The organism is Phyllobacterium sp. 628 (assembly GCF_014189505.1).
In the GTDB taxonomy this organism is placed as follows: Bacteria; Pseudomonadota; Alphaproteobacteria; order Rhizobiales; family Rhizobiaceae; genus Phyllobacterium.
In genome coordinates this window covers 1,116,752-1,142,969 of record NZ_CP050301.1, presented here as the reverse complement: position 1 = coordinate 1,142,969, position 26,218 = coordinate 1,116,752, and the positions used below count along the sequence as shown (strand labels likewise).

Genomic DNA, 26,218 nt, shown 5'->3' with positions numbered 1-26,218 from the left:
GGAAAATGAGTGCCATCTCCTCAATTTGACGAATTCGAAGTTAAAATGCTGCAGGTATTGCGCGACAATGGCCGCATGCCGGTTACGGATCTGGCGCAAACCATCGGCCTCTCGGCCACCCCGTGCGGGCGGCGTTTTGATTCCTTGCAGGAAACCGGGGTCATCAAGGGGTTTGCCGCCGTCATCGACCGGCGATCAATCGGCCTCATGGTCGAAGTCTTTGTTCAGGTGCGGCTTAACACACATAGCGACGATTCACCGGAACGCTTCATTGCCGAGATACAGCGTATGGACGAAGTATCGTCCTGCTGGACGATGACGGGTGAACACGATTTTCTACTGCACGTCATGGTACCCAACGTCGATGATCTCAACGATTTCATCATGCAGCGGTTGATGCGGCTAAAGGGAGTGCGCGACGTGCACTCCCAGCTTGTTCTGCAAAACATCAAGGGACCGGGCAAAATTCCGCTCGATCACCTGAAACGCTGATCAGGGAACGATCAGCGTTCCTGCACCGTGTTCGGTGAAGAGTTCCAGCAAGACCGAATGCGGGGTCTTGCCGTTGAGGATGACCACACCTTCAACACCACGGTTTAGTGCATCAATGCAGGTTTCAACTTTGGGGATCATGCCACCGGAGATTGTGCCATCCTTGATCAGGGCGCGAGCCTGACTGACCGAAAGCTCCTTAATGAGCTTCTTGTCCTTATCGAGTACGCCGGGCACGTCGGTGAGGAACAGAAGGCGCGAGGCGGACAGAGCCCCAGCAATGGCGCCGGCAAACGTATCGGCATTGATATTGTAGGTGTGACCGTCACGGCCGGGCGCAACGGGAGCAATAACCGGGATCATTTCGGAGCGGGCCAACAGATCAAGTAGAGTACGGTCGACTTCGACCGGTTCACCGACGAAACCGAGATCGACAATCTTCTCGATATTGGAATCAGGATCGACAATGGTCTTCTTGGCCTTTTCAGCAAAGACCATATTGCCATCCTTGCCGCACAGGCCAATGGCCCATTCGCCTTCGGCATTGATCAGAGCTACGATTTCCTTGTTGATTGATCCGGCAAGCACCATCTCGACGATCTCGAGCGTTTTCGCGTCGGTGACGCGCAAGCCACCTTCGAATTTCGACTCGATACCCATGCGAGCCAGCATGGATGCAATCTGCGGTCCGCCTCCATGGACAACAATCGGATTGATACCCGACTGTTTCAACAAGGCGATGTCACGGGCAAACGCTTTTCCGAGCTCGACATTGCCCATGGCATGGCCGCCATATTTCACGACAACAGTCTTGTTTTCGTAGCGCTGCATATAGGGAAGAGCGGCGGATAGAAGGCTTGCCTGAATTGCTGCGGTGTGCTCAGTCTCGGACATATGGGAAGCAAGCTCCAGCTTGAAAAGGACGGGGTCTCTTAACCCTAAAGACGGTCATGGGCAAACATGATTTAGGGTCGTTGGGAACGTTTTTACAGGGCAAGCATTGACAGAACGTCCCGTAGGCAGATTTAAGTTACGCAATCAACGAGTTGGAAACGCCCGTCGTATGACACCCGAAGGCATATCAGAATTGATTTCACGGGTCACCCTGCGTGACCGTGCAGCATTCGATATCCTTTATACCTCCACAAGCGCGAAACTATTCGGCGTATGCCTGCGTATCTTGGGCAATCGATCGGAAGCTGAGGATGCGCTACAGGATATCTACGTCAAGATCTGGAACAAGGCCGACCGGTTTGCGGTCGCAGATACCAGCCCCATTTCATGGCTGGTGGCTATCGCACGCAATCATTCCATTGATGTGCTGCGTGCCCGCAAACCTGCTGCAGCCGAACTGGAAAAAGCCGTGGGTATTGCCGAACCGTCGCCCAATCCCGAACAGTCCGCAATTGCATCAGGAGAAACACGCCGTATCAATGACTGCCTCAATCAGTTGGACACTGAGAGGGCGTCAGCCGTTCGGGGTGCCTATCTGAACGGTGAGAGTTATGAATTGCTGGCCATACGCCACCGCGTACCTTTGAATACAATGCGAACCTGGCTGCGCCGCAGCCTGATGAAACTGAAGGAATGTCTGGAAGGATGAGCACGATACCCCACGATGACACAATGCCGGAAGGCGACGATTTTGTCGCTGCCGAGTATGTGCTGGGCGTGCTCCCCGATCCGGAGCGGCGCGAGGTTGCGCGGCGTATCGAAAGCGACGCGGCTTTTGCCCGCCTTGTTTCCAATTGGCAGCGGCATCTCGATCCGCTTGATGATGAATTCCAGCCGGTAACGGCTCCACAATATCTCAAGAGCGAAGTTGATCAGCGCCTGTTCGGCATTGATTCCGGCCGCGCGGGAACTGGCGTATCGTTCTGGAACAGTCTTGCTTTCTGGCGGATCGTAGCTTTCGCGGCGCTTGCATTGGTCGTTGTCAATTTCGGCCGTGAATTCATCCAGCGCCAAGCCGGACAAGCGCCCTCTCAATTGGTCGCGTCGATGGCGAGTGATACCGGGCCGGTGCGCAGTGTCGCCATCTTCGACGACAAGTCGAGAAAGCTGAAGATCACGCTCGTCGCGGGTGAACTGCCGCAAGACAAGTCGCTGGAACTTTGGCTGATCGCCGGCAAAGATGCGCCGGTTTCGCTTGGCGTGCTTAAATCGCCAAAGGTCACGGAATTCAATGTGCCCGCCGCAACAGCTGCAAAGCTGCGCGACGGCACGACTTTGGCAATTTCAGTAGAACCAGTCGGCGGCTCGCCAAGCGGCGCCCCAACAGGTGCCGTCGTCGCGGCAGGGTCTGTCAGCAGTATCTGACCGAACGAAGCTATTCTTCGAGAAGCAGGGCTATCGCTGCGCGCAGATCATCAAGGCCCGCGCCTTTTTCCGACGATGTCGCCAAAATATGAGGATAGGCAGCGGCACGCTTTTTGATGGCGAGCGCCGTTTCTTCCATCAAACGCGGTACACCGGCTGGCTTGATCTTGTCGATCTTGGTCAACACGATCTGATAGGAGACGGCAGCCCGGTCAAGCAGGTCAAGCACTTCCGCATCGTTCTTTTTGACGCCATGGCGCGCATCGATCAGCAGATACACACGCTTGAGCGTGGTACGGCCGCGCAGATAATCAAAAACAAGCCGCGTCCAGGCATCGACTTGCTCCTTCGGCGCTTCAGCAAAACCATAACCCGGCATATCGACAACGGCGAGCGGCGGCAGATCGCCATCTGTACCCGTATGGCCGTCGGGAACGAAATAATTGAGTTCCTGTGTCCGCCCCGGCGTGTTGGATGTGCGGGCCAAGCCCTTCTGGCCAATGATTGCATTGATCAGCGACGACTTGCCGACATTGGAACGGCCGGCAAAGGCTATTTCCAGCGGGCCTTCCGGCGGCAGGAATTTCATCGCCGGAACACCCCGGATGAAGACCCAGCCCTGTGCAAAGAGCATTCTGCCCTTTTCGATCAGTCTGGCGGCTTTTTCGCTGGCTTCACTCACGTTCTTTTCCGTCCATTGTCTTGGCAGTTGTTTATCACCTGCCATTGCATTCAATGTTATCCGAGCCTTGTCAACTGACCGGCCCATTCAGCACAAATGAAAAGCCCCCGTTTGTCGCGGGGGCTTTGGGTATTCGATCCTGACCCGCTCTATTCGGCGGGCTTTGGTTTCTTCTTGAAGAGACCCGCGAGATTATCCCACAGTTCGATCTTCGCACCCTGCCGCTTCATGATGATGCCCTGCTGGGTGATTGAGAGGAAGTTGTTCCATGCCCAATAGATGACCAGACCGGCCGGGAAGCTCGACAGCATGAAAGTGAAGATCAACGGCATCCAGTTGAAGATCATCGCCTGCGTGGGATCTGGAGGCGTCGGGTTCATGCGCATCTGCAGGAACATGGTGACACCCATGATCAGAGGCCAGACGCCGATCATCAGGAATGCCGGAACGGTCCAGGGAATAAGACCAAAGAGGTTGAAGAGTGACGTTGGATCCGGCGCAGCCAAATCCTGAATCCAGCCAAAGAACGGCGCATGGCGCATTTCGATGGTGACATACAGAACCTTATACAGCGCAAAGAAGACCGGAATCTGGATGACGATTGGCCAGCAACCGGCAATCGGATTGATCTTCTCGGTCTTGTACAACTCCATCATGGCCTGCTGCTGCTTGACCTTGTCATCCGCATATTTTTCGCGGATTTCGGCCATTTTCGGCTGAACCATCTTCATGCGGGCCATCGAAGCATACGACTTGTTGGCCAGCGGGAAGAACAGCGCCTTGAGCAGAACGGTCACGATGAGGATAGCCACACCGAAGTTGCCGATTGCCTTGTAGAGCCAATCGATGAGGTAGAACATCGGCTTGGTGATGAAGTAGAAATAGCCCCAGTCGATCAGCAGTTCGAACTGACGGACATTGCGGTTCTTTTCATAGGCATTGATCTTGCCGACTTCCTTGGCGCCAGCGAAAACAAGGTTCTCGATGGTCGTGGACTGGCCCGGCTCAATGGTCGTTGGATCAGACAGATAATCGCTCTGATAACGCGGACGTCCGTCTTCAAAATAGGACATGCGCGCCTGGAAAGGCTTTGCAGTCGATGGGATCAGTGTTGCAGCCCAATACTTGTCGGTAATGCCAACCCAGCCGCCAGTGGATGACTTTGGCGGGGAAACTTCCTTCGCCTTCTCGATGGCGGCAAACTTGTATTCAACCAGACCTTCGTCGCCGATCACGCCGATCGGGCCTTCATGCAGAACGTAGGTGCTGGGATGAAGCGGCTTGGAGAAGCGGGTCACACGACCGTAAGAGGCAAGCGAGATAGCAGCCGAGGTACCGTTGGTGACAGTGTCCTTGACGGTAAACATGTAGTTGTCGTCAACGCTGATTGCGCGCTTGAAAACAAGGCCCTTCTCGTTGGTGAAAGTAAGAGTAACCGGCGCAGAGGGTGTCAACGTATCATTGCCCTCAACGCTCCATACGGTGGTCGAGCTTGGCACGGTGCCGGTGGCGTCGTTGCCGGTAAAGCCGATTTCAGCAAAATTGCCGTCAGTCATCTGAGCCGGGCTCAAAAGCTGAATGATCGGCGAATTCTTGTCGACCGTCTCGTGGTAATCCTTCAGTGAAATATCATCGAGGCGGGCACCGGTCAGATTGATGGAGCCACTGAGGCTCGGCGTATCGATCTTGACGCGGCTTGTGGCAGCCAAAGCGGCGGCGCGCGTCAGCGTGCCGGCCTGAGCGGCATCCTGCGTCTGGCCGGGGATGTTGGCACCTGGCGTTGCCGGTGTTGTTCCCGGCACATTATTGGCCGGTGTTCCCGCAGGCGTCGTTGGCTGACCGTCAACCTTCGTCTGCCCTTGGCGGGAAGCTTCAACTTGGGCCTGCTGGCGCTGGGCATCGATCTTCGGGCCCATGTAGAACACCTGCCAAAGCCCCAAAATCACGACGGACAAAGCAATGGTGATAAAGAAATTACGGTTGGTTTCCATTGTCGGGTCCTGTTGGGCCGGTCATGTCTTGGGTGAACGCCGGTTTGGTGTTTTTTTGGAAACCCGTTTTGAGAGTTCCCGGGATAAATCCGCAAAAGACGCATCAAGCGCATCGCGGCGAGCAACGATCACATAGTCGGTTCCGGCAGCCATGTCACCTGCAACATTGACGCGTACGGCTTCTTTCAGCCGGCGCTTGATGCGATTGCGGATAACAGCGTTTCCGTTCTTTTTTGTGACTGTAAAGCCAACACGCGGCGGACCATTCTGATCTTCGCGCTCTTTGACTTCGAGCAGAAAAAAGCCGCCTCGGCGTTTTTCTCCGGCCCGAACAGCCAAAAACTCCGCTCTCTTGCGAAGGCGGAGTGTTTTTTGATCATTCATTCCTGTAGTGCCAACGATGGGCAACCGCGCAACCTGCGCGGAATGCCTTATGCCGACAACCGCTTGCGACCGCGAGCACGACGTGCTGCGATAACCTTGCGGCCGCCTGCAGTAGCCATACGGGCGCGAAACCCGTGACGACGTGCGCGGACAAGTTTGGATGGCTGATAAGTACGCTTCATTTTTTAAATACCGCGGTGTGCGGCCCTTCTTGTGGTCTGTTCTTTGACAGGAGCATATCAGGACCGCCATTAGCGCATAAAAATACGCCGCCGGGGCGGTCAACCCGGACGTGCGCGGCTTATAGAGGCATGATGGCGATAAGTCAATTGATGCTGGACGATTCAAAAATAGGCAAAAATCCGGAAGTGATTTATTGTGCCTGCGCAACGTTTGACCTACATCGGGCGTTGATGGAGCAAATATGAGTGCAATGCAACAGGAACCAGTGACCACGGGCATGCGCACCCGTGCCGGGAGCCGTTTGCCTGTGCTCAACCGCCTCTCCGGCAAGCTGTTGCGGCTCACGCTGCTGTTTGGGCTTCTCGCGGAGGTGATGATCTTCATCCCGACAATGGCTGACATGCGTATGCGATGGCTGTCAGACCGACTTAATACCGTTGCTGCGGCCAGTGTGGTGCTGGCTGCCAGCGATGCCAAGGACATACCCCAAAGTGTTCAGAACGATGTGCTTCTGGCGACCGGCACCAAGGCAATAGCGCTGCGTGAAATGGGTGCCTCGCGTCTTCTGGCCGTAACCGATATGCCTTCAAAAGTGGACCGGCACATCGACATGACCGTTACAGACCCGGTCACGGTTATTCGTGATGCTTTTGATACCATCATCAATGGCGGCAACCGCATTATCCGGGTTTATGGACCGATTGGTGATACGGGCAAGGTCATTGAACTGATCACATCAGATGCACCCTTGCGCAACGCCATGTTCAAATATGCGCGCGGCTTTGCCTTCGTTTCGGCATTCATTTCGATCATCACGGCGGGGCTTGTCTTTCTTGCCATCAGCCACCTTCTCGTCCGGCCCATTCAACGCATGAGCGCAAACATGCTTGCGTTTGCGCGCAACCCGGACGATCCGCAGCGGGTTATCCAACCGGAAGACCGCGAGGATGAACTTGGAATTGCCCAGCGCGAGTTGGCCGATATGCAGCAGCAATTGCAGCGAACCCTCTCCGAGCAAAAACATCTGGCGGACCTTGGCCTTGCCGTTTCCAAGATCAACCATGACATGCGCAATATTCTGGCTTCGGCGCAGTTGATGTCGGATCACCTTGCCAATGCTAGCGATCCGGCTATCCAGCGCATGGTGCCCAAGCTGGTGCGGACCATCGACCGCGCCATCAATTATTCGCAGACGGTTCTCGCCTATGGCGGCACACAGGAGCCGCCGCCACAACGCCGCCGTGTAAAACTGCACACATTGGTCAGCGATGTGGAAGAGATGATTGATCCCGATGCAAAATGCGGAATCGAATTCAAGAACCTCGTTCCTGAAAATTTTGAGATCGACGCCGATCCAGACCAGTTTTTCCGGGTTATTTCCAACCTTTGCCGCAACTCCGTGCAGGCCATGGCTGGCGACACCCGCAACGAGACATCAATTATCAAGCGGTTGACAATCACCTCCGGACAGATCGGCGCAACATCGATCATCGGCATTGACGACACAGGCCCCGGCCTGCCGCCCAAGGCGCGCGAAAACCTGTTCACCGCATTCAAAGGTTCGGCCCGATCCGGCGGAACCGGGCTTGGTCTTGCCATTGTGCATGAATTGGTGCGGGCACATGGAGGAACGATCGAATTGCGGGGCGGCGAAGGTGCGGGCACAAGTTTTGAAATCCGTCTTCCGGATCAGCCGGTGTCTCTGGCTGAATGGCGCTCGCGCCGGGATTCAATATCGTGATATGACACTCACAAATGAGTGATTATCTCCCCGCCTACTGGCCACAGATCTTCTTTGTTCTTTCCATCGTCCTTGGCGTCCCCGCTGCGGTGCATGCGACCATGACGAAGGAAGAAGTGCGCGCGGCCATCGGCTGGGTTGGCGTGATCATCCTGTCGCCGGTGATCGGGGCATTGATCTATGCGGTGGCCGGTATCAACCGGATCAGACGCTCGTCCATCAGCTCGCAGCGCGCTTTTCTCCATGAAATCGGCCAGGACCACCTCATGCGCTTTGATGCGAATGAGGCCAATATTCTCGCGCATTTCGAGAAGCGTTTCGCCGCGATGAAAACCCTTGGGGACCGGGTAAGCCGATGCCGCCTGACGACAGGCAACAATATCACCATGCTGCAGAGCGGCGACGATGCCTATCGTTGCATGCTTGAGCAGATTGAGGCCGCGAAGCGCAGTATCCTCGTCGAAACGTACATCTTCGATCGGGATAAAATTGGCCTCCGCCTGGCAGACGCTCTGATCGCCGCCGTCAAACGCGGGGTTCAAGTCCGGGTGTTGATTGATGCGGTTGGCGCCCGTTATTCGATACCAAGCATTGTTGGCTACCTGAAGAAGGGCGGCGTTCCCACCGATGTCTTCAATGGTAATATTATTATCGGCCTGCGCCTTCCCTATGCGAACCTGCGGACGCACCGAAAGATCATCATCATTGACGGCACCACGGCTTTCACCGGTGGCATGAATATCCGAGCAGGTTTCTCGGCAGAAACAGTCGGCGAGGACAACGCGCGCGACACGCACTTTCAACTAACCGGCCCGATTGTCACCGATCTTTTCCATATTGCATCAGAGGACTGGCGTTTCACCGCGGGCGAACAATTGGCTGGCGAACCGTGGCTGATAGCTTCACCGGAGACGCATGCAGGTGATCCAATTTTCATCCGCGCCGTTCCATCCGGTCCGGACAAAAGCGTGGAAGCCAATCACCGCGTGCTGATGGGTGCATTCTCCATTGCCCAGAACAATATCCGCATCATGTCGCCCTATTTTCTGCCGGATCGAGAATTGATCAGTGCGCTGGTTACAGCCGCGAGGCGCGGCGTCGAGGTGGATATCGTCGTTCCCTCGCTCAACAATCTGAAACTCGTGGACCGCGCGATGACGGCGCAGTTCGACCAGATTTTGAAGAGCCATTGCCGGATCTGGCGAGCGAGCGGCAATTTCAATCATTCCAAACTCTTGGCCGTCGACGGCGCATGGGCCTATGTCGGCTCATCCAACCTTGATCCGCGTTCACTAAGGCTGAATTTCGAGGTGGATCTTGAGATTATGAACGCAGAATTTGCCACGAAGATTGAAGCAATGATCGATACAGCGATTGAATCGGCAAAGCCGGTCATGTTGCAAAGCTTGCGCGCGCGCTCATTCTGGGTGCGACTGCTCGATCGGATTATCTGGCTAGGCTCACCTTATCTCTAAGGCCTGCGGTTTCTGCCAGCGCGCCTTTCAGATCAACATAGGCCTTGATCGGCAAATGATCCGAGGCAACGCGCGCCAATGGCGTGTCGTGCACTTCGATGCCCGTCACCAAACTATGCGGATGGCCGAGCACCCGATCGAGAGCCAGAACCGGAAAACGCGATGGGAAGCTCGGCACGGCGTTTTTTGCCGGATCAAAGACGGGATGCAGGAAATGCAGCGATGAGCCCTTGCCCACGCGCCATTCATTCAAATCGCCAAGCAATAGCGTTGGCCTCGATGGATCAGCATGGACAGCATTGAGGATCGCTTCGGACTGTTGCATGCGTGAATGCCGGAGAAGGCCAAGATGCGCCGCGATAATTCTCAAGGGCCCGGCTTCAAGATCAAGATCGACGACGAGCGCGCCCCGTGGTTCCAAGCCTGGCAGCGACAGTTGTTGTACCCGGCGCACCACGCCATCGCGAAACAGCAGCAGATTACCGTGCCAGCCATGACCCTTGGGATAGAGCGACGCCACGCGAACCGGCACGAGATTGTTCTCGCGCTCCAGCCGGGCAAGATCCAGCAGGCCTGTCCGTTCGCCGAAGCGTTTATCCGCTTCCTGAACCGCCACCACATCCGCACCGAGCTCGCCGATGACATGTGCAATACGGTCCGGATCAAACTTCTTGTCGATGCCAACGCATTTGTGAACATTATAGGACGCAATGACCGTATCGTTCCGCACGACTTTCGTCACGCCGGTCGGTCTTTTGTTGCGATTCTTGACCGCAGCGAAAATGCTGGCTGAGACACTCGGTCTGGTGTGCCGCATCGGCTTCTTACTGTCCATACCTAAGAGATATGACGGGATTTGGTGAATGGCAAGTAAATGAAGCAAATCCACTGCCGAGATATCAACGTGCCTGAGCTGGGGACCTGCTACGAAGTGCTAATTCTGCTTCTGCTGACGGCTTGCTATACAGTTTAAAATCACAAATGAAGAAGAGACACATGTGAATAAGCGTCTTGAAAGGATGCGCCGGAACCCAAAAGCGGATTGGCGTATTGAGGACATCGCGGCAGTCTGCAAGGATTTTAATGTTCGTTGCGAAAAGCCACGCTCTGGTAGTTCGCACTATAAAATCTCACATCCGTCTCAGCTGATCATTTTGACCGTGCCTTTTAATAGGCCCATCAAAGCTGTATACATTAAGAAGCTCATAGAATTTATTGAAGCCGTAGGGGATGCAACATGATCTATTACGATTATGCAGTCGTTGTCTCTCCACTGTCCCAAGACGACGGTGGCGGCTTTGTTGCATATGTGCCTGACCTGCCGGGCTGCATGAGTGATGGTAAAACACCTGAAGAGGCAGTTCACAATGCTCATGACGCTATAAGTGCATGGTTGGAAGCTGCCGCCGATCAGGGTCGCGAAATCCCAACCCCGTCGCATAAGACAGCAATTGCGAGATAGTATCTGAACGCCTTTAGCCGCGATGTTCAGATTCTATTGCCGACCAGGTGCGCCAGTTGTGCGCCGACCTCGTAATAGCCTTCCCGCAAGGTCCGCATACCTTCATCTTTCGGCGTCGTGACCGGCAAGGGCAGATCGGTATCGGATGTCTTGCCGACAATATGTTCGGCAAGCACGCGGCCGAATACGGTGCCTGGCGCAATACCACGGCCATTGTAGCCGCTGAAACTGATGATTTTGGGGGCCAGCGTGTGGAAACGCGGCAGGTTGTCGTTGGTCATGCCAATCTGGCCGTACCAGCCAGCTTCAAAGGTGACGTCCTTGATTTGCGGAAACAGTTTGCGAATGGAGCGGGCCGCCCATGCCTTGTGCACAGCCATACCAGTGCCGCGCAGTGCACCAACACTGCCAAATACAAGGCGACCGCTCTGGTCCATGCGAAAGGAACTCAGGATTTCTTTCGTATCCCAACCGCCTTGCCGTTCGGGCAGAACAGTCTTGCGGATATCCTCCGGAAGCGGTGTGGTAGCAAAATTGAAATAGGGCAGATGCAAAAGCTCTGCACGCAATTCGGGCCATGGGGATGTGGTATAGGCGTTGGTGGCGACAATTATCCACTCAGCTGACACTGTTCCCGTTGGCGTATTGACGATCCAGCGATCGCCCGAACGCGTGGTCGATGTCACCGGCGTTCCGGTATAAACGGCCACACCAGCGCCAATGGCAGCCGTTGCCAGTCCGCGCACATAGGCGAGCGGCTGAATAGTTCCGGCCCGGTTATCCAGCAGTGATGCGGCATAGGCGGTCGATCCAACCTTCTCCGCTGTTTCCTTGGCGTCCAGCATCCGAACAGCAGCACCCCGCGCCAGCCATTGCTCAGCCCGCTGTTGCAATTGCTTCACACCATCCTTGCCAACGGCACAGTGCAAAGTTCCCTTACGTTCAAGTTCGCAGGCGATCTGATGCTTATCGACAAGATGGAACACGGACTGCGGCGCGTTGCCGAGCAATTCCAACAAACGTTCGCCATGAACTTGGCCCAACACTTGCGGCAGATCATTGGGCATGACCCACATGCCAGCGTTTACCAATCCCACATTCCGGCCGGATCCGCCGAAGCCAATCTCAACCGCATCAACAACTGCGACACGAGTCCCGGCTTCGGCCAGATGGAGCGCTGCCGACAGGCCGGTAAATCCGGCGCCGATAACAGCGACATCAACGGAAATATTCCCCTGCAGCTTTTGCGTTGCGGGCGCTGGCGGCGCTGTCTTTTCCCATAGACCGTGGGAGCGTTCATCATTCAGCATGGGGACCACCGGCAACATTAAACAGATTCATCGTCATTCTGGTTATAAGCCACGATTTTGCCAACGGAAGTGAAATTCCCGGAACACATGATGCGCCGGTTGAATGATCTCATTTATTGCCGATCACTCACCTGATCCGCTATCCAGGCGAAGAAGCTCTGCGCCAGCGGATTTTCCTTCTTGTGGTCGGGTATCACGAGGTAATAGCTGTTTTCTGTTTTAAGCGGCTGGTCAAACAGCACCAGCAAGCGACCGGATGAAAGCTCGTGCTCGATGAGATAGCGCGGCACCAGAGCAAAGCCGAGCCCCGTTAAGGCTGCCTCGATCACCATGGAAAAATGTTCGAAACGATGGCCCTTGTAAGGGCTGACCACATCCGCCCGCACTGTTTCAAACCAGTCGGCCCAAGCCTTTGGCCGGGTCGAGAGATGCAGGAGTGGCGCTGAACCCGCGAGTTCAGCCGGGGTTGCAACCGGATTGGCAGCGCAAAGCTCAGGACTGCCCACCGGCACAATCATTTCGCTGCACAGATACGTGCAGGTCGCATGGGCCCAGACCGGTTGACCGTAATGGATTGCCAGATCAAATGGCTCTTCCTCGAAATCGAAAGGTTGCGAACGCGATGCAACGCTAAGCGCCATTTCCGGATATTGCCGCAGAAAATCCGGAAGGCGTGGCATCAGCCAGCGGCTGCCGAATGTGGGCAGCGTGGCAATGCTCAGTGATGACGCGGATTGCGAGGCAGCCATGGCCCGCAGCATGGTCTCTTCGGTGAGACCAAGAAGGCGGCGCACTTCGGGGAGAAATTTCTGACCGGCATCGGACAGAACCACACGCTGCCGGATGCGCTCGAACAGCAGTACGCCGATTTGACTTTCCAGCTCGCCCATCTGACGGCTGACTGCGCTTTGCGTCAGGTTCAGCTCCTTAGCCGCCTGCGTGAAGCTGCCATGCCGCGCGGCGCATTCAAATGTCTGCAGCGTATCGATGTCGGGGATCAGGCGGCGGCTCAACTTCATTCTTATCTCGCATCAACCTAGTTTGAATCATCGCAATCCTTGGCGATATCCCCACTCTATAATCCAGTTTGAGCATGACAGCGATAAAATATGCTGTCGCAGTACCAACACGGAATTGAACACGATGAAATCAGGCACGTTTACGTCAAGCGACGTGATCAGGGCAGCTTTTTCGGCGGCCATGTCATCCATGTACCGGACAGAGGTTCCCGCCTATGGAACGCTCATGGCGCTGGTTGCCGAGGTGAATACAAAAACCCTCGCCGCATCGCCAGCGTTGAGGGACCAGTTGCAGGAAACGGATACGCTGGACCGCATTTCGGAAGAGCGTCATGGCGCTATTCGTGTCGGCACACCAGAAGAGCTTTCGATGCTGCGCCGTGTCTTTGCCGTGATGGGTATGTATCCCGTCGGTTATTACGATCTGAGTGAGGCTGGCGTGCCTGTTCACTCAACGGCTTTCCGTCCAGTCAGCGATGACGCGTTGAAAGTCAATCCATTCCGGGTGTTCACATCCCTGCTGCGGCTTGATCTCATCGGCGATACCACATTGCGCAGGAAAGCTCGCGCCGTCCTCAATGCCCGGCAAATCTTCACTACAAAAGCCATTGCGCTGGTCGAGAAAGCCGAAGCCGAGGGCGGACTGAATTCTGATGACGCTTCCACATTTGTCAGTGAAATTCTCGAGACTTTCCGCTGGCATGATCAGGCAAGCGTCAGCGGCGCGCTTTATAAGCGCCTGCATGATGCACACCGGCTCATCGCTGATGTCGTGTCTTTCAAGGGGCCACACATCAACCATTTGACACCGAGGACACTCGATATCGATGCGGTGCAGGATCTGATGCCAGAACACGGCATTTCACCCAAAGCCGTCATCGAAGGACCGCCCACCCGCGCCTGCCCTATCCTCCTGCGTCAGACATCGTTCAAGGCGCTGGAAGAAAATGTCTCGTTTCAAAATGCCAATGGCGAATGGGAAACCGGTACCCATACGGCCCGTTTTGGTGAAATCGAGCAGCGCGGAGTTGCCCTGACACCAAAGGGACGGGCACTTTATGATCGTCTTCTCAACGATACTCGCAAGATCATTCGTCCGGCGGCTGATGGCTCCAACGCAAAAGCCTATATCGCGGCCTTGTCGGATACGTTCAAAGCATTTCCAGACAACTGGGCGGATATCCGGCGAGAAAGCCTTGGTTATTTCCGCTATTCTGTAGTGGAGAGTACCGGAAACAGTCGCCTTACGAGCCGCGACGCTTCGGACATCGACACACTGATTGCTATGGGTGCCGTGCGCTTCGACCCTATCGTCTACGAAGATTTTCTCCCGGTCAGCGCTGCCGGTATTTTCCAGTCCAATCTTGGCGACGAAGCCAGCCAGAAATTTGTTGCCAGTCCGAGCCAGCGCGAATTCGAGAAGGATCTCGGCACACCGGTTCTGGATGAGTTCGCGCATTATGCTGGACTTGAACAGGCTTCCATCGATCAGTGCCTGCAGACATTGCGTCCTGCGGCACTTGCAAGTTGAACTCTCATTTGACCTTATTGCGGCCTTGACGGCAAAGCCGGGTTCGCGCCGCGCGATCAGACAAAATAGATGTAAAGGGACGGCAAAATGACGATTGCTCAAGACGTAAAAACGCTTCTCTCCAAGCTTGGCGTGGCCGAGGCAGCCTATACAGGCGGCACAATGGCTTCTTTCAGCCCGGTCACCGGCGAAAAGATTGCCGACATTGCCATTCATTCCGCGGCAGACACCGCCAAGGCCATCGAACAGGCAGACGCTGCATTTCGCGAATGGCGGCTTGTACCGGCGCCAAAGCGCGGCGAACTCGTTCGCCTCTTTGGTGAAGAACTGCGTGCATTGAAGAGCGAGCTCGGACGCCTTGTTTCCATCGAAGCCGGCAAGATACCATCTGAAGGACTTGGTGAAGTTCAGGAAATGATCGACATCTGCGATTTTGCTGTCGGTCTGTCCCGCCAGCTTTATGGCCTGACCATCGCCACCGAGCGTCCCGGCCACCGCATGATGGAAACCTGGCACCCGCTTGGTGTTGTCGGCATTATTTCCGCTTTCAACTTCCCGGTTGCCGTCTGGTCGTGGAACACAGCGCTTGCCATCGTTTGCGGCAACGCCGTGGTTTGGAAGCCATCGGAAAAGACGCCGCTCACCGGCCTTGCCTGTCAGGCAATCTTTGATCGTGCCGTTGCCCGCTTCGGTGATGTGCCTGCCGGTCTCACCAAGACGTTGATGGGCGACCGGACAATCGGCGAAGCACTGGTCGATCACCCGAAGGTTGCCTTGGTTTCAGCAACCGGCTCGACCCGCATGGGCCGCGAAGTCGGTCCACGCCTTGCCAAGCGCTTTGCCCGCTCGATCCTTGAGCTTGGCGGTAACAATGCCGGTATCGTTTGCCCATCCGCCGATCTCGACATGGCCCTGCGCGCCATTGCCTTTGGCGCCATGGGAACTGCCGGACAGCGTTGCACCACCCTGCGCCGCCTGTTCGTGCACGAAAGCGTCTACGACACGCTCGTTCCCCGTCTGAAGAAGGCCTATGAGAGCGTTTCTGTCGGCAGCCCGCTCGAAACCTCCGCATTGGTAGGCCCGCTCATCGACAAGGCAGCCTTCGACAATATGCAGAAATCCGTTAGGGAAGCCGAAGCACACGGCGGCAAGGTCACAGGCGGTGCGCGCGTCGAAACCGCTCATCCGAATGCCTATTATGTTCGCCCTGCCTTGGTCGAGATGCCTGAACAGGCTGGGCCTGTCACGGAAGAGACCTTTGCCCCCATCCTGTACGTGATGAAATATTCCGATTTCGACAAGGCAATTGCCGACCACAACGCAGTTGGTGCTGGCCTGTCATCGTCCATCTTCACGTTGGATCTGCAGGAAGCCGAACGCTTCCTCAGCGCCGACGGTTCGGATTGCGGCATTGCCAATGTCAATATCGGCACATCAGGCGCGGAAATCGGCGGCGCCTTTGGCGGCGAAAAGGAAACCGGCGGCGGACGTGAATCCGGCTCCGATGCCTGGAAGGCCTATATGCGCCGCGCCACCAACACGGTCAATTATTCCAAGGCACTGCCGCTCGCACAGGGTGTTTCCTTCGATATCGACTGATAGCAAAGCACTCAAAAACAACAGCCTCTGAGCTTTTAAGCTTGGGGGCTTTTTGTTATACGCATGCCGCCTGCGAATGACGAATTTACCAGCAAAATTTATTGATTAGAATTTTATACTTAAAAAAGCAGATATCGTTAGATTGAATAAAGCCTTCTGTTGAGTGTTTCATATTCGTTTACTTCGTTCTCACTCCAAGCATTCCAAAGCTCTCTTAATCGGCAAATAACGCTGTCCTTAAGCCTGACTTAAGACAACGAAAAATAGAGTTGTTGAAGAAGAAAATGCAGAACAGGGAACAAGAACATGCTGACAGTATACAATTGTATCGTCAATGAACACGATGTTCGACTTGTTTTCCTTGCAGCCGCCATCTGTATCTTTTCATGCCTGACAGCGGTTGATCTGCTTCGCCATGCTCGCAACTCAATCCATCGGCCAGTGTGGCTGTTCGTTTCAGCGGCTTCCTGCGGATTTGGCATCTGGGCGACACATTTCATTGCCATGATGGCCTTCGCGCCCGGATTGCCGAGCGGCTATAACGGCACTTTGACCGTGCTGTCGCTGCTGATCGCGATCGCGCTCACCGGTATTGGCGCACGTCTGGCCATTTCAGCCAAATGGCCCAACGCCGATTTGGCCGGAGGTGCGCTGATTGGGACTGGCATCGCCGCGATGCATTTCACCGGCATGGCAGCATTCGAAGTCGAGGGCAGGATATCATGGGATCCGGCCTTCCTCGCAGCTGCCATCGGTATTGGTGTTATTCTTGCAGCTTTTGCTACGCGTTTGGCATTATCCAAAGCCGAAGACAAAACAAGACACGCAGCTGCAGGTCTATTGGTACTGGCGATCTGCGGTCATCACTTTGTTGCCATGAGCGCTGTTTCCATCATGCCGGATGCCTCCGTCGCTGTATCGGCAAGTGCCATTCCTGCTAATTTCCTTGCCGTCATTGTGGCGCTGGTCAGTACGCTCATCCTGGTCGCCAGTTCCATCGCGCTGACAATCGATAGCCGCAATCAGCGAAACAAGTTCGAACTGCAACGGATGTACAAATTGGTCAACGCCGCTGTGGAAGGGCTGGTCATCTGCGATGGCGAAACGATTGTCACCGCCAACGAAAGTTTCTGCACCCTCACAAGCGCCGAAGATTCGAACCTCGCCGGTCTGTCGATTGCAACATTTCTGCTCGATGCGCGCCTCCGTTCAAAGCTGCTAAGCGATCAGAATGAATTGGTTGAAACAGAGATCACGGATCGTAACGGTGAAATCATCCCCGTGGAACTGATTGCACATACCATTGATTTCAATGGAAAATGGCACCGGGCCTTGGCGGTGCGCGATCTGCGCTCACGCAAGGAGGCTGAAGCACACATCAATTACCTCGCTCATCACGATGCGCTGACGGGCCTGCCCAACCGGCGTAATTTCAATGCAAGACTCGACCAGCTGATTGCCGCGACCGACAGCAATGGCGAGACCTATCTTGCCCTGTTCTGCCTTGATCTTGATCGTTTCAAGGAGGTCAATGATCTCTTCGGGCATGCTGCGGGCGACGACATCCTGCGGCGCGTGTCCGGTGCGATCAGCCGACTTCTCGGCATGGATGATATGCTGGCGCGGCTCGGCGGCGACGAATTTGCCGTTATCGTACCGGGGCTCGTTACACCAACAGCGGCAAGCCGCCTGGCCGATAAAATTCTCGAAGCCCTGCAATCGGAGAACCTCAATTCACCCATTGGCTTCCTGATCTCGACCAGTATTGGTATCGCGATCTTCCCCGTTGATGCCAATGACCGGGAAACCTTGCTCAATCAGGCCGATACTGCCTTGTATCAAGCCAAGGCCGAGGGCCGTAACACCTACCGCTTCTTCGAGGCGAAGATGGGTGCCGAAGCCAGAGAACGCCGCATGATCGAGCATGATTTGCGTAACGCGCTACCGCGCAACGAATTGCGCCTCGTTTATCAGCCGCAAATGCGGATGGATACGGGTGCTGTCACCGGCTTCGAAGCACTGATGCGTTGGCACAATCCACGCCAGGGCGATATCTCACCGACCATTTTCATTCCGATAGCAGAAGAAAGCGGCGTGATCCTCCAGCTCGGGGAATGGGCACTGAACGAGGCCTGCAGGGAAGCGGCAAGCTGGGACAAGCCTTTGTCGGTTGCGGTAAATGTCTCCGCTGTGCAGCTCTACAGCCATGACTTTCCGCAGCGTGTTCACAGCGCCCTGCTGAAGACGGGACTGCCATCCAACCGGCTCGAACTGGAAATCACCGAGACATCCCTGATCAAAGATACGAACCGCGCATTGACCACTTTGCGCCAGTTGAAGGCGTTGGGGGTTCGCATCGCCATGGACGATTTCGGCACCGGCTATTCATCCCTGTCCAATGTTCGGGCTTTTCCGTTTGATATGATCAAAATCGACCGGTCCTTCATCAAGTCAGTCGATAAAAACGAACAGGCCGCCGCTATCGTCAAAGCCGTACTCGGGCTTGGCCGCGGGTTGGGAATGCCGGTTCTGGCCGAAGGGATTGAAACACCGGATGAACTGGAATTTCTGATGGGTGAATCCTGTGCCGCCGGGCAAGGCTTTTATCTTGGTATGCCCGGCCCGATTGAAGACTTCCGCCATCTGATCAGCGACGGGGCTCCTGTCGAAGACAAAAAACTGATCGCGCTATAAGGCACTTGGAGCGGCCTCCCGGAAGAAGCCGCTCGGCCGCCCAATATTCATCGTCATACTTTAGAAACATGCCAGAAACAAAACGCCACGAACCGGAAATGTTGTTGCAACAATGCGGCGCGATAAAGAGCAAGTAAAATAGTTTCGTATTCCTGGTTCTCAAAGGAATACATGTCTCTTTTCTTGCAGGTTCAGGTGATAAACATTTTGAACATAACAACAATACTTCTTGCCGGAGTCATATTGTCTACCGGCGTGAATGAAGTATCGGCTGCAGAAAAGCCGCCGACACGCAAGGAATTGTGCGTCAGCTTCCAGACACAGGTCCATCAAGCAATCATTGAGCACGCTGAAGGTCCCCGGGCGGCCAAAGCGAAATCACTGCAAAAGAAGGCGATCCGGTTTTGTGCCAGCAACAGGCAGGCACAGGGCATCAGGACCTTCGCAAAAGCATTGAAAGTGCTCGGTGTGCAGCCCGCCAATAATTGACGGCTGCATATTAACTGCCCCATCTGAGAGGAAACGACATTATGAAGAAGTCACTCTATACAGCACTCGGCCTGGCAATTGCCTTGGCATTTTCTGCGCCAGTTCTGGCCACAAGCAGCACAACTGCATCTGCAGCACCCATGCACAAGCATCATGCGAAGCACCATATGAAGCACCACCGCCATCATGTGAAGCATCATCGTCATCATGCAAAGAAGATGTAATTCGCTGTAATAACCGGTACTTCACCTGAAATGATGCTGATCAGCGGAATTCGTTGATCGGCATCATTTTTGTTTTGACGCTTTCTCAGGCGTTCGCTTCCGAGGCCGACTTACGAACCACCCACCCGTTCAAGAGCCTCGATCATATAGTCGGCGACATCATCATCAATCGCCTCTTTGATCTCCGCTTCACCGAAACCTGCCGCCTTTGCATCGGCAAGAAGCGCCTGTGCAAGCGCCTCTCCCTTCTCTTCCACATCGTTAACCGCATCGGGGTGGATGTTTTGGGCAACCCAAGTTTTTACAAACGCCAGTGCCGGTCCAAGTGTGTTCATGAGATCCTCTTTACGATTGAATTGGGTCTATCCCTTCTACACCCCCTGTGACGCCAGCGCCATTTCTCCGTTCCTGCCTTGGCCGACAGCAGCGGCTATCAAAGCTGCATCAGCAATATCTCTGTCAGAGTTTCCGGGAGGAACCTGTTACCTCTGCCTTCATATAACCGCGCCAAATCCGAAATTCGCCATTGAAGCCTTGCGCCGCATCGGTTAGAACCGCTTCGCGCATGCAGGCTTTCCATGAAGCACCATGCACCCGTAGCTCAGCTGGATAGAGCGCTGCCCTCCGAATCCGCCCAAGCCATTGAAAATGAACGATTTTTAGCCTTGATCCCAAAGGTTTTTTCGTCATTAAGGCATGTATCTGGCATGGGCGCGGCACGTATTCGCCACTCTCACAAGCCGATTAGTGACCCGGGCTTCGACAACCGCTACAATGTGAGCGACGATGTTGCATAAGCCCCATTATGGAACAGGCCGTTACGGCGCCTGAAGCGTGGATAAAGACAGCGGTAAAAAGTAGTGGCTCCGCCACAAAAAAACAGACAACGAATCTTATCGAAACTGAGCGCGAAACTATTTCAATACTGATAAGCGCGGACGGCCATCCGGCTTTGTCTGACGCCCGAAATACCTATCTAGATGAGACTGCCAAACGTGAAGCAAGTTTGCCAGCTCCTCATCCGAATAGTTGAGGCCCGTGGAGTGCATATCAAAAATACGGTTGAGAACTGTCGGCATTTCGCGCGGAAAATCTAACTCCGGTGGTTCGCGCAGGCGAAGTTTTCGCGCGCTGATCTGCTTCCATAGGTATTGGGATTGGTTGGGCGAAAGCTCCTTCAAACTTGATGCTCGCATCAATATTGCCTGCATCGCTACCTTCCACTCAGGTTTAAGTGAAGCCAAAAGTGCAAGGTCTATTTTGCGTCCACGGAAGTAGGGCCTAATATCGCGCTCGGGCATAAGAAACGCTGAAGCAAACTGGTTCGCCTCATTCTCCATGTCTGGGGAAGGGAAACGATGCATTACTAAATGTCCCAGTTCATGCGCGAGAGTAAAACGCATTCTGTCAGCCGGCTGATCCTGGTTGAGAACAATGAGTGGTGGCAGACCCGGAGGTGCAAACGTTACACCGCTTATTGATGCTCCTCCTAGCGTGGAATGGGCCACCAGTATGCCTGAACTTTCAACCAAGTCCGTAAGATTCGCGACTGGTCCGCTTGGCATTTTCCAGTGCGCTCGCAACAGACTAGCTATGCGATCCGGGTCGCCATAATCGTCAACGTCCATCCGCGGAAGTTCGCTGGTATGGGCGAACTCTACTGCCTCAAGAAGGCGACGGACGTGCATCGCACGGATGTTAAGCTCCGCAACCACTGCGTCAAGTTCCCGGGCCGATACATCTGCTTTTTTTCGCCACATCGGATGCACACTGACAGGTGCACCATAAATCGTATCCGTTAAATAAAAGAACGACCGAGGCACTTCATAAACCTGTGCAGCTCTTGCAAGAAAATCTTCGCGAGCTTCAACCATTCCGTTTTCGATTCTGGACAAAAGCGATTGATCGATGTCGAGTCTTCTACCCGCATCAATCTGTAAGAATCCCTTATTCTGCCGCGCTATACGCAGCATGGCTCCGTTTGCCTGCATATTTTTTATTCTTCTTTATCTGCCTCAGAAGCTGCTGGCTTCGCGCGTGGTCGAATCTCGACACCCGATGACGGCGACGTAGCGGGCTTTAGCTCGAATGACAAGACGTCGCTGTTGGCTGGACGAGCTACCTCGTAAGCCCAGATCCGCCGCTTCCGGTCCCGCGCTCCAACCGTCAGTATTTCCATCTTTGTGGCAAGGGCGTCGAGATGATAGCAGACCTCAACTCGAAGAATTTCCGGCAAAAGATCGGGGATCATAAGCTGCGGATCCACAAAGCGGAGAACAGCGGTAGTCTCTATATTCGAACCCAGGCCGGACGCATTTGCCTTTTTGAACCGGATTAGGACCTCATCCTTAAGTAAGAACTGGATCGTCTGGCCGCGAGGAAGTGCCGTAATGAGGGGGTCGCCATCAAATTCCGTAATAGCTCGATGCTTGATGAAATCAAAAACAATCGACGCGCGCGTGCGAGCTGATTTGATGCTCTTGTTTGGCTCTAAAAGCCAATCTTCCCACGCTCCCTCGAGAATTTCACGAATGCGAAGCTCAAAACTACCTATGATCGATTTGACGGCATGCTCTGTCGGTATAGACATTTTATACTCCGAATCTGATGGAAGGAGGATGGCAGACTTTTTACCAAAATCAAGGTAAATTATGCAAGTTCTATGATTCCTGCCCTTCTCTTGTGATGCCTGATAGAGCGCTGCCGTATTAAGCCAGCGCTCTCTTGTGCGGAGCCAATTGAAAGGATAGGGAGACCTGCCCTCAGAATCCGGATAAGCCTTTGAAATAACTTATATTTTTCCATTTGCTTTCATTGTATTGTGATCGCGGAGAGCGAGTGAACCTACGGAAAGGCACGTTTGCGCCACTGCCTGACCCCAAACAGTCGATATGCCGCCAGTTTCCAACGCTTACTGAACGGGGCGACTGCCTGTTTTCCTTGATGCCGAACTGTAACCTCGACGCGCCATTATCAGTTATCGACTTCCTCTGCCGCTCTATGCAGGGAAATAGGTCAATGGGAACCTTAATGCGTGGCTATTGTTGTTGATCCACCGGGTTCTTACCGGAACCACAGAGAGGCACGACAATGAAAAAGTTATTTGCAATGGCCGCAACGTTGATGATCACAAGCTCGAGCGTCGCATTTGCGCAGGACGCAGTGATCGTGGAAGTCCCGCAGCAAACCCGCGATTATGTAATCGCCAATCCCTCCGATCCTGTCGTTATCGACGGCGACCTGACCCAAGGCTATGTCATTCCGCAAGATGTCGAACTTAGGCCAATTCCTGATAGCCCTCAATATGGCTACGTCTATGTAAATGGCCAACCAGTCATTGTCTCTTTGGAGAATAGGAAAGTCATTTACCTGTCAAAGTGAAGACATCCCATAAAACGGCGTGGAGCATAAAGCTCAGTAGCTTGGGTAAACGTGGAAATTAATTGTCCAAAATTTGGATGGGTCAGGGCGAACCGACGTGCTGATCCATCTTTAAAACACAGAATAGTTCGCAAAAAGATCCATGTTCGACGGCTTCAAACTTGAAACAATAGAATTGAGCAACGCAACATTGCGGGTTCGGCACGCGGGCTTTGGCCCAGCGGTAATGCTCTTACACGGGCATCCACGAACTCATGCAACATGGCACAAGGTTGCGCCATTGCTTTCATCCTCTTTTACTGTGGTTTGTCCGGATTTACGGGGTTTTGGTATGTCCTCAAAGCCCGCAGATACCCCTGATCACTCTGGTTCGTCAAAACGCGCCAAAGCGCTAGACTGTATCGAATTAATGCGACATCTCGGTCACGAGACGTTTGCTATCGCTGGTCATGACCGGGGCGCTTACACAGCATTCAGAGCTGCAATGGACCATCCCAATGTTATCACGAAACTTGCTGTCCTAGATACGGTCCCGATTCTGGAAGCACTGGAGCGCTGCAATGAAAAGTTCGCCCGTTCTTGGTGGCATTGGTTTTTCTTTGGCGAGCTTGAAAAGCCTGAGCGGGCAATCTTGGGCGATCCGGATGCCTGGTATCGCAATACTCCTGCCAAGAAGGAAATGATGGGGCTGGAGGCATACGAGGACTATCACCGCGCAGTCCATGATCCGGCAACAGTTCACGGAATGATTGAGGATTACCGGGCAGGTTTGGGGATAGACCGGGAACACGATGCCGAGGACCGGCAGAGTGGAAAGAAGATAACCTGTCCCACTCTTGTCCTTTGGTCGTTGAGGGATGATCTTGAAGACCTATACGGTGATGTTCTGAAGGTTTGGAGACCGTGGACAACCGACTTACGTGGGTATGGAATAAATTCGGGACACCATATGGCTGAAGAAGCACCCGAGGAACTTGCCCAGGCACTCAAACAATTCTTGAGCAATTGAACGCTTAAAATGAAGCCCAACGTGCTTACGGAACAATAAGCCCATGCGCGACGTTGTTTCTATTGAAGTGTTTCCGTCGTTGGATAATCAGCGAGAAGCATGAATAGCTCTAGGAGAGCAACATGGATATCACCACACTTCTTGTTATTGTTTTAATCGTTCTTTTCTTGGGCGGCGGTGGTTGGTATGGCCGCGGTCGTTGGTATTGATCAGTCGCCTTAATCTAAGTTTCAGGTTGTAATTTTTGGGCTGGTCCATGTGTATGGATTGGCCCAAATACTTTTTGCATAAGGCCTAATTTGTCGTTTTGTTAGAACACGCGCGAGTCAAGAGTCAGATTTCTAGAGCAGCCTCGATCCTGCACTATCAACTTGTGACGTAATAACAGGGGGTTACAAGTTCGATTGCTACTGCTGGTAGGAAGCCTACAATAACCCTGTCGCCGGGCTGAAACTTTTTAGGCTCCTGGCGCTTGGAAGACGCCATAGTGCTTTCGCCCGATCAAGGGATAAAAGCATGAAAACTCGATACCACGAATTCGTTCAATACACCGATGATGATTGGCGCGTAATGCAGGCTGCACACGACCTTGCATCGAGTATTCTTGGACGCTCATCTAAAACCGATGCCCATGCAGACCGTCTTGGCAGAAAGGTCATTGAACTATTCAACCTAAAGATGCTCAGCATCGATCAGATAGCTGAGCGGGCTGTTCGCAGCGAAAGAAATTTCGAAACTACCGCCTCTCGATTGAGCACCACGACGCTCACCCGTCAAACGGGTTGAGGCAACGTGCCGAAGATTGCTAAGAAAAGCGCAGAGCAAAAAGACGCCGAAGCCGAAGTCGAGAGTTTCAGTGAGGATCTCGGACCGTTCGTAGTTGCCGCCGAGACAACGCGAATGGCAATGGTGTTTACAGATGCCAAGGAGCCCGATCATCCTATTGTCTTTGCCAATGACAGTTTTTTAGATCTGACAGGATATGGACGGGAAGAAGTGCTCGGTCAGAATTTCAATTTCCTGCTGGCGCATGTCTCGGACGCTGCTGCTATGGCCGATATAAGAGCCAACTTTGCAAAACATTCCGATCATGACTCTGAAATTCTCTATCGTCGCAAAGACGGAAGTGAATTTTGGGCCGCAATATTTATCAGTCCCGTCACGGATGAGGCAGGCAAGATTGTCCAGCATTTTGCGTCGTTCGTCGATCTTACGAAACACAAGGAAGAACTGGCCAATTCCAAAAAGCTCATCGAGGAGCTTAATCACCGTGTCAAGAACACGCTTTCGACCGTTCAGTCGATTGTTTGGCAAGCGCTGCGAATGGATTCTGATTCCAAAACCATCCAGGAAGCAATCGAGTCACGGCTGCAGGCCTTGTCTCGCTCGCACAACCTTTTGACGCGACAGAACTGGAAGGACACAGGCCTATTTGATGTGATCACGGATGCCTTGGAACCGTTCGGAATAACGGGAGGTCGGGCAGAGCGAATTATAATAAAAGGTGGTAACGTTCTGTTCTCACCGAAAATCGCTTTGGCACTCAGCATTGCAGTCCATGAACTGGCAACAAATGCCGTGAAGTATGGCGCATTTTCCAACGAAACAGGCTCGGTATCGATTGGCTGGGAGATCAAAGAGGCATTGGACGGTCGCCGACTGCATTTGAAGTGGCAGGAGAAGAACGGACCTGTCGTCGCCCAGCCATTACGCCGTGGATTTGGCTCGCGCATGATCGAAACAGGGTTGGCCCATGAGGTAGGAGGCACGGTTCGCCTTGAGTATCCCACAGAGGGCCTGCTCTGCACCATGAACTTTCCTGCACCAAGCGTCGATCCAAATGGATAGATTGCTTTCTGATCGCCGGCTTCTGGTCGTTGAGGATGAAATGCTCATCCTCATGATGATTGAAGACATGCTTTCTGAGCTTGGATGCAAGTCTGTAACCACGGCTGCTACGAACGAACAGGCCATGAAATTGATTGACGGCCAAAACTTTGACGCCGCCATGCTGGACATGAATTTGAACGGCCAAAAAAGTCAGCACGTGGCGGATGCTCTTGTCATTCGCGGAGTGCCTTTTGTCTTCTCAACGGGAAACAGTTCCAGCGATATTTGGGACGGTTATGCGCACCACGCCGTCATCAGAAAGCCCTTTCTGTTCAACGAACTGACAACTGCGTTGACGCAGCTGCTGCGGGCCTGACACCGGCCTCGTGAGGGCGAAGTATCG

The 26,218-nt window shown here is 53.9% G+C and carries 27 protein-coding genes; 16 read left to right on the top strand and 11 right to left on the bottom strand.

Features of this window, described 5'->3' with window-relative positions; all coding sequences use genetic code 11:
- The first annotated feature begins 9 nt into the window (after positions 1 to 9).
- Positions 10 to 492, top strand: coding sequence for an Lrp/AsnC family transcriptional regulator (locus HB779_RS07185; protein WP_188345064.1), 483 nt, complete (start codon positions 10 to 12; stop codon positions 490 to 492).
- Here HB779_RS07185 and argB read toward each other — a convergent pair whose 3' ends face one another.
- Entirely contained in the window at positions 493 to 1,386 is an 894-nt protein-coding gene (gene argB / locus HB779_RS07180; RefSeq protein ID WP_188345063.1) for an acetylglutamate kinase, read from the bottom strand.
- Positions 1,387 to 1,555: 169 nt separating this feature from the next.
- Between argB and HB779_RS07175 the strand changes: the two genes are divergently transcribed.
- Both HB779_RS07175 and HB779_RS07170 read left to right on the top strand, forming a co-directional pair.
- Positions 1,556 to 2,095: a sigma-70 family RNA polymerase sigma factor gene (locus HB779_RS07175; RefSeq protein ID WP_188345062.1), complete on the top strand. Its 540-nt coding sequence runs from the start codon at positions 1,556 to 1,558 to the stop codon at positions 2,093 to 2,095.
- Positions 2,092 to 2,811, top strand: coding sequence for an anti-sigma factor domain-containing protein (locus tag HB779_RS07170; RefSeq protein WP_188345061.1), 720 nt, complete (start codon positions 2,092 to 2,094; stop codon positions 2,809 to 2,811). Before HB779_RS07175 ends, HB779_RS07170 begins: the two co-directional genes overlap by 4 nt.
- A gap of 10 nt (positions 2,812 to 2,821) precedes the next feature.
- On the opposite strand, the gene yihA is transcribed toward HB779_RS07170, so the two are convergent.
- From yihA to rpmH, 4 genes are all read right to left on the bottom strand, one after another.
- Positions 2,822 to 3,445, bottom strand: a complete 624-nt coding sequence (gene yihA, locus HB779_RS07165) for a ribosome biogenesis GTP-binding protein YihA/YsxC (protein ID WP_244642570.1) — start codon at positions 3,443 to 3,445, stop codon at positions 2,822 to 2,824.
- A gap of 197 nt (positions 3,446 to 3,642) precedes the next feature.
- Complete coding sequence (gene yidC, locus HB779_RS07160) at positions 3,643 to 5,484, bottom strand: membrane protein insertase YidC (RefSeq protein WP_188345059.1); 1,842 nt, start codon at positions 5,482 to 5,484, stop codon at positions 3,643 to 3,645.
- 21 nt (positions 5,485 to 5,505) lie between these two features.
- Positions 5,506 to 5,868, bottom strand: a complete 363-nt coding sequence (gene rnpA, locus HB779_RS07155; protein ID WP_188345058.1) for a ribonuclease P protein component — start codon at positions 5,866 to 5,868, stop codon at positions 5,506 to 5,508.
- Positions 5,869 to 5,915: 47 nt separating this feature from the next.
- Entirely contained in the window at positions 5,916 to 6,050 is a 135-nt protein-coding gene (rpmH, locus tag HB779_RS07150; protein WP_040853797.1) for a 50S ribosomal protein L34, read from the bottom strand.
- Between the two features lie 242 nt (positions 6,051 to 6,292).
- On the opposite strand from rpmH, the gene HB779_RS07145 reads away from it, so the two are divergent.
- Both HB779_RS07145 and HB779_RS07140 read left to right on the top strand, forming a co-directional pair.
- Positions 6,293 to 7,792, top strand: a complete 1,500-nt coding sequence (locus tag HB779_RS07145; RefSeq protein ID WP_188345057.1) for a sensor histidine kinase — start codon at positions 6,293 to 6,295, stop codon at positions 7,790 to 7,792.
- Positions 7,793 to 7,806: 14 nt separating this feature from the next.
- Positions 7,807 to 9,267, top strand: coding sequence for a phosphatidylserine/phosphatidylglycerophosphate/cardiolipin synthase family protein (locus tag HB779_RS07140; RefSeq protein WP_188345056.1), 1,461 nt, complete (start codon positions 7,807 to 7,809; stop codon positions 9,265 to 9,267).
- Here the strand turns inward: HB779_RS07140 and HB779_RS07135 are convergent.
- Positions 9,239 to 10,084 carry an endonuclease/exonuclease/phosphatase family protein gene (locus tag HB779_RS07135; protein WP_188345055.1) on the bottom strand — a complete coding sequence of 282 codons (846 nt, stop codon included), beginning with the start codon at positions 10,082 to 10,084 and terminating at the stop codon, positions 9,239 to 9,241. The genes HB779_RS07140 and HB779_RS07135 overlap by 29 nt on opposite strands.
- A 420-nt stretch (positions 10,085 to 10,504) precedes the next feature.
- On the opposite strand from HB779_RS07135, the gene HB779_RS07130 reads away from it, so the two are divergent.
- Positions 10,505 to 10,729, top strand: coding sequence for a type II toxin-antitoxin system HicB family antitoxin (locus HB779_RS07130; protein ID WP_188345054.1), 225 nt, complete (start codon positions 10,505 to 10,507; stop codon positions 10,727 to 10,729).
- A gap of 26 nt (positions 10,730 to 10,755) precedes the next feature.
- Here the strand turns inward: HB779_RS07130 and HB779_RS07125 are convergent, their stop codons facing one another.
- Both HB779_RS07125 and HB779_RS07120 read right to left on the bottom strand, forming a co-directional pair.
- Complete coding sequence (locus HB779_RS07125; protein ID WP_188345053.1) at positions 10,756 to 12,039, bottom strand: FAD-binding oxidoreductase; 1,284 nt, start codon at positions 12,037 to 12,039, stop codon at positions 10,756 to 10,758.
- A 113-nt stretch (positions 12,040 to 12,152) separates the two neighbouring features.
- Positions 12,153 to 13,058 (bottom strand): LysR family transcriptional regulator, encoded by a 906-nt coding sequence (locus HB779_RS07120; RefSeq protein ID WP_188345052.1) that lies wholly within the window; start codon positions 13,056 to 13,058, stop codon positions 12,153 to 12,155.
- Between the two features lie 124 nt (positions 13,059 to 13,182).
- On the opposite strand from HB779_RS07120, the gene HB779_RS07115 reads away from it, so the two are divergent.
- The 4 genes from HB779_RS07115 to HB779_RS07100 all read left to right on the top strand — a co-directional run bounded on the left by HB779_RS07115 (position 13,183) and on the right by HB779_RS07100 (position 19,371).
- A complete protein-coding gene (locus HB779_RS07115) occupies positions 13,183 to 14,589 on the top strand; it encodes a VOC family protein (protein ID WP_188345051.1) in 1,407 nt (468 codons plus the stop codon).
- Between the two features lie 87 nt (positions 14,590 to 14,676).
- Complete coding sequence (locus tag HB779_RS07110) at positions 14,677 to 16,188, top strand: aldehyde dehydrogenase family protein (RefSeq protein ID WP_188345050.1); 1,512 nt, start codon at positions 14,677 to 14,679, stop codon at positions 16,186 to 16,188.
- A 306-nt stretch (positions 16,189 to 16,494) separates the two neighbouring features.
- Entirely contained in the window at positions 16,495 to 18,882 is a 2,388-nt protein-coding gene (locus HB779_RS07105; protein WP_188345049.1) for an EAL domain-containing protein, read from the top strand.
- Between the two features lie 243 nt (positions 18,883 to 19,125).
- Positions 19,126 to 19,371, top strand: coding sequence for a hypothetical protein (locus HB779_RS07100; protein ID WP_188346038.1), 246 nt, complete (start codon positions 19,126 to 19,128; stop codon positions 19,369 to 19,371).
- Positions 19,372 to 19,705: 334 nt separating this feature from the next.
- Here the strand turns inward: HB779_RS07100 and HB779_RS07095 are convergent, their stop codons facing one another.
- Complete coding sequence (locus HB779_RS07095; RefSeq protein ID WP_188345048.1) at positions 19,706 to 19,930, bottom strand: DUF768 domain-containing protein; 225 nt, start codon at positions 19,928 to 19,930, stop codon at positions 19,706 to 19,708.
- A gap of 243 nt (positions 19,931 to 20,173) precedes the next feature.
- On the opposite strand from HB779_RS07095, the gene HB779_RS07090 reads away from it, so the two are divergent.
- The gene (locus tag HB779_RS07090; protein WP_188345047.1) at positions 20,174 to 20,392 is read left to right on the top strand and encodes a hypothetical protein; all 219 of its coding nucleotides are present in this window, start codon (positions 20,174 to 20,176) and stop codon (positions 20,390 to 20,392) included.
- A 117-nt stretch (positions 20,393 to 20,509) separates the two neighbouring features.
- Here HB779_RS07090 and HB779_RS07085 read toward each other — a convergent pair whose 3' ends face one another.
- Positions 20,510 to 21,586 (bottom strand): XRE family transcriptional regulator, encoded by a 1,077-nt coding sequence (locus HB779_RS07085; protein ID WP_188345046.1) that lies wholly within the window; start codon positions 21,584 to 21,586, stop codon positions 20,510 to 20,512.
- Positions 21,587 to 21,591: 5 nt separating this feature from the next.
- Positions 21,592 to 22,185: a hypothetical protein gene (locus HB779_RS07080; RefSeq protein WP_188345045.1), complete on the bottom strand. Its 594-nt coding sequence runs from the start codon at positions 22,183 to 22,185 to the stop codon at positions 21,592 to 21,594.
- 500 nt (positions 22,186 to 22,685) lie between these two features.
- Here HB779_RS07080 and HB779_RS07075 point away from each other — a divergent pair, with 500 nt between their 5' ends.
- The 5 genes from HB779_RS07075 (at position 22,686) to HB779_RS07055 (ending at position 26,191) form a co-directional block, all read left to right on the top strand.
- Positions 22,686 to 22,976, top strand: a complete 291-nt coding sequence (locus HB779_RS07075) for a DUF1236 domain-containing protein (protein WP_188345044.1) — start codon at positions 22,686 to 22,688, stop codon at positions 22,974 to 22,976.
- A 142-nt stretch (positions 22,977 to 23,118) separates the two neighbouring features.
- Positions 23,119 to 23,985 (top strand): alpha/beta fold hydrolase, encoded by an 867-nt coding sequence (locus HB779_RS07070; RefSeq protein WP_188345043.1) that lies wholly within the window; start codon positions 23,119 to 23,121, stop codon positions 23,983 to 23,985.
- A 516-nt stretch (positions 23,986 to 24,501) separates the two neighbouring features.
- Positions 24,502 to 24,771: a hypothetical protein gene (locus HB779_RS07065; protein WP_188345042.1), complete on the top strand. Its 270-nt coding sequence runs from the start codon at positions 24,502 to 24,504 to the stop codon at positions 24,769 to 24,771.
- 6 nt (positions 24,772 to 24,777) lie between these two features.
- Positions 24,778 to 25,833, top strand: coding sequence for an HWE histidine kinase domain-containing protein (locus HB779_RS07060; RefSeq protein ID WP_188345041.1), 1,056 nt, complete (start codon positions 24,778 to 24,780; stop codon positions 25,831 to 25,833).
- Positions 25,826 to 26,191, top strand: a complete 366-nt coding sequence (locus HB779_RS07055; protein WP_188345040.1) for a response regulator — start codon at positions 25,826 to 25,828, stop codon at positions 26,189 to 26,191. Before HB779_RS07060 ends, HB779_RS07055 begins: the two co-directional genes overlap by 8 nt.
- The last annotated feature ends 27 nt before the right edge of the window (positions 26,192 to 26,218 follow it).

What these genes read in the sequence shown, in the direction of transcription:
- argB (WP_188345063.1), bottom strand. Translation starts at nt 1,386, where the DNA reads ATGTCCGAGACTGAGCACACCGCAGCAATTCAGGCAAGCCTTCTATCC.
- HB779_RS07175 (WP_188345062.1), top strand. Translation starts at nt 1,556, where the DNA reads ATGACACCCGAAGGCATATCAGAATTGATTTCACGGGTCACCCTGCGT.
- HB779_RS07170 (WP_188345061.1), top strand. Translation starts at nt 2,092, where the DNA reads ATGAGCACGATACCCCACGATGACACAATGCCGGAAGGCGACGATTTT.
- yihA (WP_244642570.1), bottom strand. Translation starts at nt 3,445, where the DNA reads ATGCTCTTTGCACAGGGCTGGGTCTTCATCCGGGGTGTTCCGGCGATG.
- yidC (WP_188345059.1), bottom strand. Translation starts at nt 5,484, where the DNA reads ATGGAAACCAACCGTAATTTCTTTATCACCATTGCTTTGTCCGTCGTG.
- rnpA (WP_188345058.1), bottom strand. Translation starts at nt 5,868, where the DNA reads ATGAATGATCAAAAAACACTCCGCCTTCGCAAGAGAGCGGAGTTTTTG.
- rpmH (WP_040853797.1), bottom strand. Translation starts at nt 6,050, where the DNA reads ATGAAGCGTACTTATCAGCCATCCAAACTTGTCCGCGCACGTCGTCAC.
- HB779_RS07145 (WP_188345057.1), top strand. Translation starts at nt 6,293, where the DNA reads ATGAGTGCAATGCAACAGGAACCAGTGACCACGGGCATGCGCACCCGT.
- HB779_RS07140 (WP_188345056.1), top strand. Translation starts at nt 7,807, where the DNA reads ATGAGTGATTATCTCCCCGCCTACTGGCCACAGATCTTCTTTGTTCTT.
- HB779_RS07135 (WP_188345055.1), bottom strand. Translation starts at nt 10,084, where the DNA reads ATGCGGCACACCAGACCGAGTGTCTCAGCCAGCATTTTCGCTGCGGTC.
- HB779_RS07130 (WP_188345054.1), top strand. Translation starts at nt 10,505, where the DNA reads ATGATCTATTACGATTATGCAGTCGTTGTCTCTCCACTGTCCCAAGAC.
- HB779_RS07125 (WP_188345053.1), bottom strand. Translation starts at nt 12,039, where the DNA reads ATGCTGAATGATGAACGCTCCCACGGTCTATGGGAAAAGACAGCGCCG.
- HB779_RS07120 (WP_188345052.1), bottom strand. Translation starts at nt 13,058, where the DNA reads ATGAAGTTGAGCCGCCGCCTGATCCCCGACATCGATACGCTGCAGACA.
- HB779_RS07115 (WP_188345051.1), top strand. Translation starts at nt 13,183, where the DNA reads ATGAAATCAGGCACGTTTACGTCAAGCGACGTGATCAGGGCAGCTTTT.
- HB779_RS07110 (WP_188345050.1), top strand. Translation starts at nt 14,677, where the DNA reads ATGACGATTGCTCAAGACGTAAAAACGCTTCTCTCCAAGCTTGGCGTG.
- HB779_RS07105 (WP_188345049.1), top strand. Translation starts at nt 16,495, where the DNA reads ATGCTGACAGTATACAATTGTATCGTCAATGAACACGATGTTCGACTT.
- HB779_RS07095 (WP_188345048.1), bottom strand. Translation starts at nt 19,930, where the DNA reads ATGAACACACTTGGACCGGCACTGGCGTTTGTAAAAACTTGGGTTGCC.
- HB779_RS07090 (WP_188345047.1), top strand. Translation starts at nt 20,174, where the DNA reads ATGAAGCACCATGCACCCGTAGCTCAGCTGGATAGAGCGCTGCCCTCC.
- HB779_RS07085 (WP_188345046.1), bottom strand. Translation starts at nt 21,586, where the DNA reads ATGCAGGCAAACGGAGCCATGCTGCGTATAGCGCGGCAGAATAAGGGA.
- HB779_RS07080 (WP_188345045.1), bottom strand. Translation starts at nt 22,185, where the DNA reads ATGTCTATACCGACAGAGCATGCCGTCAAATCGATCATAGGTAGTTTT.
- HB779_RS07075 (WP_188345044.1), top strand. Translation starts at nt 22,686, where the DNA reads ATGAAAAAGTTATTTGCAATGGCCGCAACGTTGATGATCACAAGCTCG.
- HB779_RS07070 (WP_188345043.1), top strand. Translation starts at nt 23,119, where the DNA reads ATGTTCGACGGCTTCAAACTTGAAACAATAGAATTGAGCAACGCAACA.
- HB779_RS07065 (WP_188345042.1), top strand. Translation starts at nt 24,502, where the DNA reads ATGAAAACTCGATACCACGAATTCGTTCAATACACCGATGATGATTGG.
- HB779_RS07055 (WP_188345040.1), top strand. Translation starts at nt 25,826, where the DNA reads ATGGATAGATTGCTTTCTGATCGCCGGCTTCTGGTCGTTGAGGATGAA.